Source organism: Acinetobacter sp. 161(2023) (assembly GCF_037027805.1).
Lineage (GTDB): Bacteria > Pseudomonadota > Gammaproteobacteria > Pseudomonadales > Moraxellaceae > Acinetobacter.
Genome location: NZ_JAZEYD010000004.1, coordinates 71,257 through 84,685, shown reverse-complemented (window position 1 = coordinate 84,685; position 13,429 = coordinate 71,257). Strand labels below are relative to the sequence as shown.

At 40.3% G+C, this 13,429-nt stretch carries 12 protein-coding genes; 10 read left to right on the top strand and 2 right to left on the bottom strand.

The features are described from left to right. Positions 1-12: 12 nt before the first annotated feature. The 5 genes from WA249_RS04795 (at position 13) to recJ (ending at position 6,326) form a co-directional block, all read left to right on the top strand. Positions 13-810: an MBL fold metallo-hydrolase gene (locus tag WA249_RS04795; RefSeq protein ID WP_336166695.1), complete on the top strand. Its 798-nt coding sequence runs from the start codon at positions 13-15 to the stop codon at positions 808-810. Positions 811-1,004: 194 nt separating this feature from the next. Then, positions 1,005-2,471 carry an IMP dehydrogenase gene (gene guaB, locus WA249_RS04790; RefSeq protein WP_004790042.1) on the top strand — a complete coding sequence of 489 codons (1,467 nt, stop codon included), beginning with the start codon at positions 1,005-1,007 and terminating at the stop codon, positions 2,469-2,471. Positions 2,472-2,620: 149 nt separating this feature from the next. Next, positions 2,621-3,958 (top strand): phosphoglucosamine mutase, encoded by a 1,338-nt coding sequence (glmM, locus tag WA249_RS04785; protein ID WP_336166694.1) that lies wholly within the window; start codon positions 2,621-2,623, stop codon positions 3,956-3,958. A 10-nt stretch (positions 3,959-3,968) separates the two neighbouring features. Beyond that, positions 3,969-4,625 (top strand): pyridoxamine 5'-phosphate oxidase, encoded by a 657-nt coding sequence (gene pdxH / locus WA249_RS04780; protein WP_336166693.1) that lies wholly within the window; start codon positions 3,969-3,971, stop codon positions 4,623-4,625. Continuing rightward, entirely contained in the window at positions 4,626-6,326 is a 1,701-nt protein-coding gene (gene recJ, locus WA249_RS04775; protein ID WP_336166692.1) for a single-stranded-DNA-specific exonuclease RecJ, read from the top strand. It begins immediately after the preceding gene. Between the two features lie 48 nt (positions 6,327-6,374). Here the strand turns inward: recJ and WA249_RS04770 are convergent, their stop codons facing one another. Continuing rightward, a complete protein-coding gene (locus tag WA249_RS04770) occupies positions 6,375-7,142 on the bottom strand; it encodes a putative porin (protein WP_336166691.1) in 768 nt (255 codons plus the stop codon). Between the two features lie 391 nt (positions 7,143-7,533). On the opposite strand from WA249_RS04770, the gene prfB reads away from it, so the two are divergent. The 5 genes from prfB to WA249_RS04745 all read left to right on the top strand — a co-directional run bounded on the left by prfB (position 7,534) and on the right by WA249_RS04745 (position 12,393). After that, positions 7,534-8,629 (top strand): peptide chain release factor 2 gene (gene prfB, locus WA249_RS04765; protein ID WP_336166690.1). Its coding sequence is split into 2 segments (ribosomal slippage): positions 7,534-7,605 and positions 7,607-8,629, totalling 1,095 coding nucleotides; the frame shifts between segments, so codons are not numbered across the junction. Between the two features lie 221 nt (positions 8,630-8,850). Next, entirely contained in the window at positions 8,851-9,153 is a 303-nt protein-coding gene (locus WA249_RS04760; protein WP_002121891.1) for an ArsR/SmtB family transcription factor, read from the top strand. A gap of 27 nt (positions 9,154-9,180) precedes the next feature. Next, positions 9,181-10,239, top strand: a complete 1,059-nt coding sequence (locus tag WA249_RS04755) for an alkene reductase (protein WP_336166689.1) — start codon at positions 9,181-9,183, stop codon at positions 10,237-10,239. 157 nt (positions 10,240-10,396) lie between these two features. Further along, positions 10,397-11,689, top strand: a complete 1,293-nt coding sequence (locus WA249_RS04750; RefSeq protein WP_336166688.1) for a 3-deoxy-D-manno-octulosonic acid transferase — start codon at positions 10,397-10,399, stop codon at positions 11,687-11,689. Continuing rightward, positions 11,686-12,393: a 16S rRNA (uracil(1498)-N(3))-methyltransferase gene (locus WA249_RS04745; protein ID WP_336166687.1), complete on the top strand. Its 708-nt coding sequence runs from the start codon at positions 11,686-11,688 to the stop codon at positions 12,391-12,393. Before WA249_RS04750 ends, WA249_RS04745 begins: the two co-directional genes overlap by 4 nt. On the opposite strand, the gene WA249_RS04740 is transcribed toward WA249_RS04745, so the two are convergent. Continuing rightward, the gene (locus WA249_RS04740; protein WP_336166686.1) at positions 12,382-13,353 is read right to left on the bottom strand and encodes a mechanosensitive ion channel family protein; all 972 of its coding nucleotides are present in this window, start codon (positions 13,351-13,353) and stop codon (positions 12,382-12,384) included. The genes WA249_RS04745 and WA249_RS04740 overlap by 12 nt on opposite strands. Positions 13,354-13,429 lie beyond the last annotated feature (76 nt).

Below are 13,429 nucleotides of genomic sequence, written 5' to 3'. Positions count from 1 at the left end.
TTGGGGAATTGTATGGGGTTTGAAAAAACAACTTCGCAGATATTATTTGATAATGGCATTCATAAATGTATTAGTTTTACCAGTTTGGTTAAAGGGGAAGGTATACAAGCCAATCAATTTTTAATTATTGATCATGAGCGCGCTGCTGTAATCGATCCAGGTGGTGATTTGACCTATGTTCCGTTGACCATGGAATTAAATAAATATACACGCTTGAAAAATCTCGACTATGTGTTGGCTTCTCATCAGGATCCGGACATTATTACCTCAATGCCACGCTGGTTGGTCTATACCGATGCTAAAGTGGTGGCGTCAAAATTATGGGCACGTTTTCTACCGCACCTAAATTCCTCATTTATGAGTGAACGTATGAAAGGTAATTGGGAAGACCGTCTTATTGAATTACCTGACCGTGGCCAAGTGATTCAATTGGGGGAATCAAAACTTGTGGTAGTCCCAGCCCATTTTCTACATTCGGTAGGTAATTTTCAGTTTTATGATCCAGTCGCCAAAATTTTATTTTCTGGTGATATGGGCGCTTCGATAGTTGAGGATGCTAACCAACCTTTAACAGATTTCGATACGCATGTTCTAAAAATGAAAGCTTTTCACCAACGCTATATGTGTTCCAATAAGGTCATCCGCTTATGGGTTAAAATGGTTCGCCAGATGGATATTGAAATGATTGTTCCACAGCATGGCAGTCCATTTATGGGCAAAGAAATGATTAATCAGTTTTTGGACTGGATTGAGACTTTACCTTGTGGTGTCGACTTAATGACAGAACAAGTTTTTAGTTGCCCCGCCTAAATATGATCTCTAATGAGCAACCCAGATAAAATTCTGGGTTGCAAAAACATAGATTAAAAAATAACGTTAAAACTATAATAAGTGGGAATTATTTAGAGCAGCTCTACATCTATTGCTGAAAAAGGCAAAGATAATATGAAAATTGCATTGAAATTTGTTTATAATAGCTCACGGAATTTACCAGTGAGATTGTTATGCTGACCATCGTTCAAGAAGCGCTAACCTTCGATGATGTCTTATTACTTCCTGCCTACTCTACTGTTCTCCCAAAAGATGTCTCTTTAAAGACACGTTTAACTCGCGGCATTCATTTAAATATCCCATTAGTTTCAGCTGCAATGGATACAGTGACTGAGTCACGTATGGCGATTGCGATGTCACAAAATGGTGGTATCGGGATTTTGCACAAAAACATGGATATTGCTGCTCAAGCTGCAGAAGTACGCCGTGTAAAGAAATTCGAAGCGGGTATGGTGAAAGACCCTATCACTGTAACGCCTGAAACTACAGTACGTGAACTGATTGCAATTACCACTGCTAATAACATTAGCGGTGTACCTGTTGTTAAAGACGGCAAGGTTGTTGGTATTGTGACAGGCCGTGATACGCGTTTTGAAACTAATTTAGAACAACCTGTTAGCAACATCATGACAGGCCAAGATCGTTTAGTCACTGTACGTGAAGGCGAGTCTAAAGAAAATATTCAAGCATTATTGCAAAAACACCGTATTGAAAAAGTCTTGGTCGTTGGCGAGAGCAACGAACTAAAAGGCTTAATTACAGTGACTGACTTCCGCAAAGCTGAAAGCTATCCAAACAGTTGTAAAGATGATCTTGGTCGGTTACGTGTTGGTGCTGCGGTAGGTACAGGTGCTGATACACCAAGTCGTGTGGAAGCGTTGGTTGAAGCCGGCGTTGACGTAATCGTTGTTGATACAGCACACGGTCACTCAGCTGGTGTAATTGAACGTGTACGTTGGGTGAAACAAAACTTCCCTCAAGTACAAGTGATTGGTGGAAATATTGCAACTGGTGATGCTGCATTAGCATTATTAGATGCAGGTGCAGATGCTGTAAAAGTGGGTATTGGTCCTGGTTCTATCTGTACAACTCGTATTGTGGCAGGTATTGGTATGCCACAAATTTCTGCGATTGACAGCGTTGCTAGCGCACTAAAAGATCAAATTCCTTTAATTGCAGATGGCGGTATCCGTTTCTCTGGCGATATGGCAAAAGCGATCGGTGCGGGTGCAAGCACCATCATGGTTGGTTCTCTTCTAGCTGGTACTGAAGAAGCGCCTGGTGAGGTTGAGTTTTTCCAAGGTCGTTACTACAAAGCATATCGTGGTATGGGTTCATTAGGTGCAATGGCGGGAGCAACAGGTTCTGCTGACCGTTATTTCCAAGACTCAAAAGCGGGCGCTGAAAAGTTAGTACCGGAAGGAATTGAAGGTCGTGTTCCTTATAAAGGCCCAATGGGTAACATCGTTCATCAAATGATGGGTGGTTTACGTTCATCAATGGGTTATACCGGTTCAGCTGTGATTGAAGATCTTCGCCAAAATGCGAAATTTGTGAAAATTACTTCAGCAGGTATGTCTGAGTCGCATGTTCATGATGTAACGATTACTAAAGAAGCTCCAAACTATCGTGTTGGTTAGATTTTGGTAACCAAAACAATGAAGAAAGCCGTCATTACACTGACGGCTTTTTGTTTTTGGTGTAAAGTAAATCTGACGAAAAGAAATATGGCGGAATTGCCATATATGAAGTGAGCCACCCCTGAAGTGGCGTAAAAATGAGATAAGCTATGAGTTATTTTGGTACGGATGGTATTCGTGGAAAATTTGGGCAAACGCCTATTACACCAGAGTTTGCTTTAAAATTAGGCTTTGCTGCAGGGAAGGTATTAAAGCGAACGAGTCCAAAAAATAAACCGCTTGTTGTATTAGGAAAAGACACTCGTTTATCTGGCTATATTTTAGAGGCTGCATTGCAGGCTGGATTAAACGCTGCTGGCGTATACGTTCACTTACTTGGTCCATTGCCGACACCAGCAATTGCGCATCTTACACGTGCTTTACATGCCTATGCGGGCATCGTTATATCTGCCTCACATAATCCATATTATGATAATGGGATTAAATTTTTCTCAAGTGAAGGTAAAAAACTACCAGATTCCTTACAGGAAGAAATTAATCGCGAGTTAGAAAAAGATTTATTAATTGAGGACACTGCAAACTTGGGTAAAAGCGTTCGTGTAAATGATGCGAATGGCCGTTATATCGAGTTTTGTAAATCTACATTCCCATATCATTTTGATTTAAATAATTTAAAAATTGTTGTGGATTGTGCTCATGGAGCAGCCTATAGCGTTGGTCCTTCGGTTTTTCGTGAACTAGGCGCTAAAGTAGTAGCCTTATATAATGAGCCAGATGGTTTAAATATTAATGAAAACTGTGGTTCAACACATCCCGAACACTTGCAAAAAGCAGTGGTTGAGCATCAAGCAGATTTAGGGATTGCTTTTGATGGCGATGCTGACCGTGTGGTGATGGTCGATAAGTTTGGTAACTTAATTGATGGTGACCATATTTTATATATTTTGGCAACTCAGACTCAGAAAAAACCTGTGGGCGTTGTTGGTACTGTCATGAGTAATATGGCACTTGAAGTTGCACTTGAAAAAGCAAATGTTAGTTTTGTTCGTGCAAAAGTCGGTGACCGCTATGTATTACAAGCATTAGATGAAAATGGTTGGATGACAGGTGGTGAACCTTCTGGTCATATTCTAACTTTAGACAAGAGTACGACAGGTGATGCGATTATTGCCGCCCTACAAGTTTTAACTGTAATGGTCGAGCAAAATAAGGCTCTTCACGAATTGGTTCAAGACTTTAAACTATTCCCACAAGTTCTTTTAAATATACGTTTAGAACAAATGCTTGATCCATATTCGATTCCAGCATTGGTTGCTGAATTTGATAAAGCAGAAGCGCAACTCAAAGGCCGAGGCCGTATCTTGATTCGTAAGTCAGGAACGGAACCTGTGATTCGTGTCATGGTTGAAGGTGATGATGAGCAAGAAGTGAATGCTTTAGCTCAGCATTTAGCAGATTCAGTTCGTTCACAAGCACAAGTTGCATAAGGTGCATGGCATGAGTGATGTCATTAAAGATTTAAGTGAATTACGCTTGAGCTATGAGCAAGGTGAGTTGCATGAGGGGCAGGTTGAATCAAACCCTCATCAGCAGTTTCTTGGTTGGTTTAACCATGCTTTAGCAGCCAATTTGCATGAACCCTATGCCATGTCATTAGCAACAGCGGATGCGAATGGTAGACCACATGTTCGAACAGTCTTGTTACGTGGTGCTACAGAAGCTGGCTATGATTTTTATACTAACTATGACAGTCAGAAAGGTATAGATTTGGCAGAAAACCCTTATGCTGAATTATTATTTTATTGGCCAAGTCTAGAGCGTCAGGTGAGAGTTGGTGGTCATGTTGTTAAAATTCCTGAACAGGAATCTACAGACTACTATCTTAAACGACCACGTGATAGCCAGATTGCAGCGCATATCAGTACTCCACAAAGTGGTAAGATTGAAAGCCGAGAACTGTTACAGCAGCGTTTTCATGACTTACAACAGCAAGTCGAAAGCCTTGATGTGCTTGATAAGCCAGAGTTCTGGGGAGGCTATCGTCTGCAACCGGATTATTATGAATTCTGGCAAGGGCGACCAAATCGTTTACATGACCGCTTGAGTTATGAAAAAATCGACGGTCAATGGACGCTGCACCGACTGATGCCTTAAATGACAAAAATACAAATCAAACAAAGACCTTTATTGACACGCCCTGAACAGTTTCAAGGCGTGCCTCCGTTTATTGCCGAGATTTTAGCAAGACGTGGAGTGCAATCAGAACAAGAACTCGAGCTAAAACTTAAGAATTTACTTGCTCCAGCGCTCAAAGGTTTAGAAACCGCTGTAGCATTAATAGATCAAGCCATTGATGAGCAGAAAAAAATCGTTATTGTTGGTGACTATGATGCAGATGGTGCAACCAGCACAGCATTAATGGTACTCGTACTTCGCGATATGGGTGCACAAGTCGACTATTTGGTTCCCGATCGGTTTAAGTACGGTTATGGGCTTACGCCTGCAATTGCAGAGCTTGCTCATCAAACTTATCACCCTGATTTATTGATTACTGTAGATAATGGCATTTCCAGCCATGCTGGGGTTGATACGGCCCATGCCTTGGGGCTGAAGGTCATTATTACAGATCATCATTTAACAACTAAAGAAACACCTCCAGCAGAAGCGGTGGTTAACCCCAATCAGTTAGGTTGTGATTTTCCAAGTAAAGCGCTTGCTGGGGTTGGTGTTGCATTTTATGTGCTGGCCAATTTGGCAAGTTTACGTAGCAGACAAGGTAAAAGCACAAGTAAAGTCACTCATTATCTAGATTTAGTCGCTTTGGGAACTTATGCGGATGTTGCTGTACTCGATTATAACAACCGCATTTTAGTGGATGCAGGTGTGAAGCGTATTCAGCAACATCAATGTCGGGTCGGAATATTGGCTTTATTGGATATTGCTGGTCGAGAGGCATCGTCTTTGCGTGCACAAGACCTAGGTTTTGTTTTAGGTCCGCGTATTAATGCTGCTGGGCGTATGGAGAGCATGCGAATCGGTATTGAATGTTTATTAGCGGATTCAATGGAAACGGCTTACCCGATTGCTCAACAATTAAATCAGTTAAATATAGAGCGGCGGCAAATTGAAGGGGAGATGAAGCAACAAGCTTTATCTGCTTTAGATAGCTTGCAACTCTCAAAAGAAGATATTCCACAAGCTCTTGTACTATTTGAAGAGAGTTGGCATCAAGGCGTGATTGGGATTGTGGCAGGGCGTTTAAAAGAACAGTTCCATCGACCAACAATAGTTTTTGCACCAGATGAAGATGGTATTCATATTAAAGGGTCTGCGCGTTCAATTGATGGCGTGCATATTCGAGATATGATTGAAGAGGTCGCTGAACAACACCCCGAATTGGTGAGCCATTTTGGCGGACATGCGGCAGCAGCAGGTTTAACGATACGTAAAGAAAATTTTGAGGTTTTTAAAACAGTATTTAATGACTGTGTAGCGGCGATGGATGAATCCATCTTTCAGGCTACATTATGGACAGATGGAGAATTACCAGTTTCGGCTTTGCAGTTAGATACCTTGAACTGGATTGAGCAGTTAGGACCTTGGGGGCAAAAATTTCCGCTACCTCAGTTTGAAGGAAATTTTAAAGTCATCGATTTTCGTTGGCTTAAAGAGACCCATTTAAAGCTGAAATTGGCTTTAGATCACTATAGTTTCGATGCAATTGCTTTTAATGCAGCAGGTCGATTTGAATTTGATCCGATGCGTGATCATGTACATCTAGTTTATGAAATAGACCGTAATGTTTTTAATGGGAACGTGAGTTTACAACTGCGAATTGTGCATTTAAATCAATAAAAAAATCCGCTCAATTGAGCGGATTTTTTTATAAACTTCTAGATGAGATTAGAAGCGGTATGCTGCACGAACACCATAAGTGTTGTCGTTGTCACCGAATCCAATACGTCCTTCAAGACTTACTTGTTGATTTAAGAATTTTTTAGCATTAATACCAAATTCATCTTTATCAGTTAAGTCATTGTTGTAGTAATCCACACCAAGACTTAAAGTTTTATCGATGTAGTAGTCACCACGAACTTTATATTCGTCAAGGTCACCAAACGCACCGAACGCTTCGAGGTTCACGTCATGTTGACCTACTTGAGTAACGTATTTAGCACGTACTGTTGGATCAGCGCCGTCTTTACCGTCTTTTTCGTCGTAACCTTTAACACCTAGCGCAAGTAACAAACCTGGAGCTGGTAAATAACCTACTTCAGCCGCATAAGTCGTAACTTTTTGGTCGTAATTTATGTTGTCAATTTTACGCTCGTTTCTACCTACATCACCGCTAAGGTAGAAATCTGAGTTAGGAACATAATATTCAACACCTACGCCATACTGAGTGTCTTTTGTACCGCTGTTATCGCCATAGTTGATAAGTGCGTTAACATTACTTGCACGGCTTAAGAATGCCGCTTCAGCAAGTGGAGCGTTACGAGTTTGAACAGGATTAAAGTAATAAGTCCCGTCAACACCGAATTTACTTACGCTGCTGCCGTTGTCTGGATCAAGATAATTGTAAGAACCACCAACTTCAGCTTGGTAAGCGTTTGCTGCGCCACTTACTGCAAGTGCAGATAAAAGAGCTGATGCAATTGCTAGTTTTTTCATGGAATCTCTCCCCTCTAAAAACGATTTTATAAATGTTTTGTTACAACTTTAAGTCTAGAGCAAAATCATTTACCGTCAATCTTGCACAAGTAACTGCACTGTAACTATGTGCTTTTTTTGTAAATTTGATCAACTTAAATATTTGATTTACAAATTAAAAAACATAATGTTTTATTTTATTAAAAATGAGGAGATTTTGTGTAGAAATTCAGAAATGCTGGAAAAGTACCCAATTTTGTATGAGGATGTTACTGGTTAAACTTAAAATGAACTGAAGAAAAATTAGAAATCAGATGAGTGAAATATGATGAGAAATACAAAGCAGGTTCGAAGATAACCGCAGCTATGCTAAAATAATTGCCTGTTTATCTGCTCTTATGGGAACACTCGCGTGGAAATTAATCCTTATCTAAACCAATTGAAAGACTTAACTGATCGTAGCCAAACACTACGGGGGTATCTTTGACTACGATCTGAAAAAAGAACGTTTAGAAGAAGTTTTACGTGAGTTAGAAGACCCTGCGATCTGGAACGACCAAAGCCGTGCTCAGGCAATGGCGAAAGAAAAGGGCGAACTAGAAAACGTTATTAATGTATTAGATGGGTTGTCAACACAACTTGAAGATGCAAAAGCGATGTTAGATTTGGCTGTAGAAGCTGATGATGAAAGCTTGCTTGAAGATGTTCAGTCAGAGCTTAATGCTGCTGAAGATGAGCTGGCTAAACTTGAATTCCGTCGTATGTTTAGCAACCCAATGGATCCGAATCCTTGCTATGTCGAGATTCAATCAGGTTCCGGTGGTACCGAAGCACAAGATTGGGCATCTATGCTATTACGTATGTATATGCGTTGGATTGAACGTCATGGCTTCAAAGCAGAGCTCATGGAAGTATCTGATGGTGACGTAGCTGGTATTAAATCTGCAACGATTCGTGTTGAAGGTGAATATGCCTATGGTTGGTTACGTACTGAATCGGGTGTACACCGTTTAGTTCGTAAATCACCATTTGATAGTGGTAACCGCCGTCATACTTCATTCTCTGCGGTATTTATTTCACCAGAAGTTGATGACAATATTGAAATTGATATTAATCCTTCTGATGTTCGTACAGATACTTACCGCGCATCTGGGGCAGGTGGTCAGCATATTAACAAAACCGATTCGGCCGTTCGTTTGACTCACACCCCAACAGGTATTGTGGTGGCGTGTCAGAACCAGCGTTCGCAACATGCTAACCGTGACCACGCATGGAAACAGTTACGTGCGAAATTGTATGAATTGGAAATGCAAAAACGTAATGAAGCAGCTCAAGCGCTAGAAGACTCGAAGTCTGATATTGGTTGGGGAAGCCAAATTCGTTCGTATGTATTAGATGATTCACGTATTAAAGATTTACGTACGGGTGTTGAAAACTCTAATACAGGTGCTGTTCTTGATGGTGACCTTGATCGCTTTATTGAGGCGAGCTTAAAACAAGGTTTATAAGAGTCTGCTGAACTTTTAGTTTAAATACAGTTCATCTATGAATATGTAGAACTCTTGGATTTTTAGCGATTAAAACGGCAAAGCAGTTCAGCCTTCGAATGTTAATCGAAAAAATGCGATATGAATATCGAAAAAAATGGATATGAATATCGCAGAAATGCGATATGATGTTTTCGAAATGCTGAATAAAGCTTTGTTCGTTTAAAAGACGTGTTGAGCCTATGGATATTGATGCAATTAGCAAAGCCCTTTCCAATCCGCTACGTCGGCAGATTTTGCAATGGTTGAAAGAACCTGCGCATTATTTACCCGTGGAAGAGTGTGGTGGTAGTTTTGAGAAAGGTGTTTGTGCAGGTCATATTGAGCGATTGGGTAAAGTAGCTCAGTCTACAATGTCGAATCATTTGTCTGTTTTACAACAGGCGGGCCTGATTCAGGTCCAAAAATATGGTCAATGGTCTTATTTTTCACGTAACGAAGCTTTGATTCAGCAATATATCGAACATTTAAAACAAACACTTTAACAATATAAAGTGTAAGTCGAGGCGACTATGGCTGAACTCAATACTCCTTTAACGGTTGGTGATTTTGAAATCAAAAATCGATTGGTAATGGCTCCATTAACGCGTGCGCGTAGTGGTGAAAGCCGAGTACCGAATGATTTAATGGTTGAATATTATCAACAGCGTGCAAATGCTGGTCTTATTTTGACTGAAGCAACAGTGATTGGTTCAAAAACTGTGGGTTATGCAGAAACCCCAGGATTATGGTCAGAAGAACAGGCACAAGCTTGGAATAAAATTATTGAGGCAGTTCATGCTCAAGGTTCAAAAATTGTAGCTCAGCTTTGGCATGTGGGGCGTATTTCGCATCCTGAACTTTTAGATGGTGATATTCCTGTTGCACCAAGTGCGATTCAACCTGCGGGTGAAGTGAGTTTATTACGTCCTAAACGTCCGTATGTAAAACCGCGTGCACTTTCACTTGAAGAAGTGAAAGAGGTTGTTGCTCAATATAAACATTCAGCAGAATTAGCTAAAGCAGCTGGTTTTGATGGTGTTGAATTACACGCAGCGAATGGTTATTTAATTGACCAGTTCCTTCAAAGCAATACGAATCAACGTGATGACGAATATGGCGGTCCTGTTGAAAACCGCGCACGTTTACTATTAGAAGTCGTTGATGCATTTATTGAAGTGTGGGGCGCTGGCCGAGTAGGTGTGCATATTGCACCACGTGGTGATTCACACGATATGGGTGATGAAAACCCGTTAGCAACGTTTGGTTATGTGGTTGAACAACTGAGCCAACGTAATGTTGCTTTCATCTTCTCTCGTGAATACGAAGCTGCTGACAGTATTAGCCCTAAACTTCGCGAAAAATTTAATGGTGTATGGATTGCGAATGAGAACCTAACACCAGAGTCAGCAAAACGTATTTTGCGTGATGGTGAAGCTGACGCAGTATCTTTTGGTAAAGCATATATTGCAAACCCAGATCTTTTACAGCGTTTAGAGCAAGACTTACCTTTAAATGAGCTTCAACCAACAACTTTATACGCTAAAGGTGCTGAAGGTTATACAGACTATCCAACGCTAGAAGCTTCGTAATTTTTTGAACAGATGATTTACTGACCTCGTTCATTTCTGAACTTAGTAAATCGCTTTTCCTTGTAATGGTAGAGTTTAGGTATCGAAACTCTGCCATTTTTTCTATCTATGTTATATTTTCCCCAGTTTTAAACTTTGACTATTTGAGGCAAACCGCTTGGCGACCCCATTTTGGTACAACACCGCACTCCATTTATTAAAACCTTTTTACCACTGGCGGATAAAAAAACGTGCAGAAAGCCAGGAATTATATAATCAAGAATGTCTTGAAAGATTTGGGCCGTTTGAATCTCCGAAAAATGTGAGAGCAATTTGGTTCCATGCTGTTTCGGTTGGAGAAACCAATGCTGCGCAGCCTTTAATCGAGCATTATCTTAAACTAGGTCAACCTGTGCTAGTTACTAATACAACTAAAACCGGGCAGGCACGTGCGAAATCATTATTTTTAAAAGCACCTTATTTAGATTTATTTCAAGCAGTTTATTTGCCTGTTGATCAAAAGCATCTTTTAAAACAATTTTTTGAGTTGTATCAGCCAAAACTTTTAGCATTGGTTGAAACTGAGCTTTGGCCAAATTTAATTGATCAAGCCAAGCTACAACATGTACCTTGCTTATTGTTAAATGCGCGGTTATCAGAAAAATCAGCTAAAGGTTATAGTCGAGTTACAGGTTTAACAGCAGGGATGCTGAGACAAATTGACTGGGTGTTGGCACAAGATAATGCTACTCGCCAACGTTATGTTGAACTTGGCTTAGATCAACAAAAAAGTCAGGTGGTGGGAAATATTAAATTTGATATTCACGCACCAGAAGCATTTATAAATCAGGCATCAAAGTTATATCAGCTATGGTATTTGGATCAGCGTAAAATCCTGACAATTGCCAGTACACATGCATCTGAAGAACAGCAAATTTTGCAGGCAATTCAGCCTTATTTAAAATCGAATCCAGAGTTAGTTTGTATTGTCGTACCTCGACATCCTGAACGTTTCGATGAAGTATTTGAAATTTGCCAAAACCTAGATTTAATTACTCATCGTAGAAGCTTGAACCAAAGTATTCATACGAGCACACAGGTCTATCTAGCCGATAGTATGGGGGAGCTTTGGTTATGGTATGCCTTAAGTCAGGTGTGTTTTGTGGGCGGTTCTTTAAATGAACCGGGTGGTGGACATAATATTTTAGAGCCTATGGTTTTAAATGTGCCGACCGTCATTGGACCTCGTTACTTTAATTTCCAAACCATTGTCGATGAGTTTATTGATGAAAATGGTGTGCTCATTGCCCAAGATGCTGAGCAAGTTGTAGCAATCTGGATGGCTTGTTTAGCTGAACCTGATCAGGCTCAACAAGTAGTAGAACAAGCACATAAAGTCTTACAACGTAACCAAGGTTCATTGCAAAAACATATTGGCGTAATTAACCGGTATTTGGCCGACAAACCATGAATATCGTTTTACTAGAGCCTGAAGATATTCAGTCAGATACATGGTCAATTCACTCAAAGCGCCAATTACAGCATTTGCGGGAACATCTTGATATTACGGTTGGCCAAAATCTAAAAGTTGGCATTCGTAATGGTTCGCGTTATATGACGGAAATTGTTTCGATTAACGAGCAAGAAGTTTGTATACGACCTATTAGTGAAGAAGCTGTCCCTGCAAAGCTTCCGGTTCATTTAATTGTGGCTTTACCAAGGCCCAAAGTTTTACGTCGTTTAATCATGGACAGTGTGACTTTAGGGGTTGAAAAGATTAGTCTGATTCATAGCTATCGCGTAGATAAAAGCTATTGGCAAACGCCGTTTTTACAGCAAATTGATAACTATGTGACCTTAGGTCTTGAGCAAGCAGGTGACACGATTGTTCCTGAAATTCACATGTACAAACGCTTTAAACCTTTTGTTGAAGACGTTCTGCCAAGCTTGATCTCGAAAGAAACACCAGCCTATGTGGCTCATCCTTATGCCGCGCACAGCATGCCTGTTAATATTCCACATGCTTGTAGTGTAGTCGTGGGGCCTGAAGGTGGCTTTATCCCTTATGAGGTTGATTTGCTCACAAAAAACGGCTGCCAAGCTGTGAGCTTAGGCAACCGTATTTTAAGAACTGAAACGTCTATTTCATATATTTTAGGACGTTTATTTGTTTGAGTTCTCGGCATTCAATGGCAAATGATTTACAGCCATTTTTAATTCCTGAATTGGGTAAGGAATATTAATATCGTTTGCATTAAAAGCTTGTTTTACTTGCGCTTGAATGGTGCTTGTAGATGATGAAATATCAGTTTCAGTGGTATCAATCCACCAGCGCACGGTAAGGTTAACCGAGAAGTCTGCCAAAGCTGTTACGTTAACAGAGAAGGCTGGCTGACTGAGTACATTTCGGTCATTGTTAAGAATATCTAAAATAATCTGCTTGGCTTTTTGTTCATCGTCGTCATATCCGATGCCGACTACAAACTCACAGCGTCGTTGTTGATAAGCAGTATTTACAGTTAAAGCACTCGTATAAACAGTTGCGTTTGGAATAACAATACGGCGTCCATCTGGTGAGCGTAAGAATGTTGCACGAATTTGAATATCTTCAACAGTTCCTTCAAGCGAATTGACAACAATCGAATCGCCAATGCGGAATGGCTCGCTTAATAAGATTAAGATGCCTGACAGTAAATTTTGAAAGATATCTTTAAATGCAAAACCAATAGCGACAGAACCAATTCCAAGAGCACTCATGAGTTGCCCTGGTGTAAACCCTGGAATCGAGATCACTAAAGCAATTAAGAAACCAAAGAATAAAATCGCTGTACTGCCTACACGGTTTAAGACCAACACTAGGTTTTGGCGCGTGTAAGAGCGGTTTTCTAATGTTTTACGAACAAAGAACTTAAATAATTTGGTCAGTAGCCAAAAAATAATAAAAACGATAATCGCAATACATATATAAGGCACACGTTCCCAGAAGCTATCCACGATTTTATCGATTGTGGTATAGGCATCATGATACTTTTCAGTATGGGCTAAAACCGTTTGAGTGGTTTTAGTACCCGCCTCTTGCAAAAGTTCGCCTGTATTTTTTGCGACATCCGTTAAGGATTTTTGTTCATCAGCCACGACAAGTCTCAATTAAAAAAAATTTATGAAAGCGATTTTCAGCTTTCATCATAGTAGGAGATAAAAATGTGCGCCT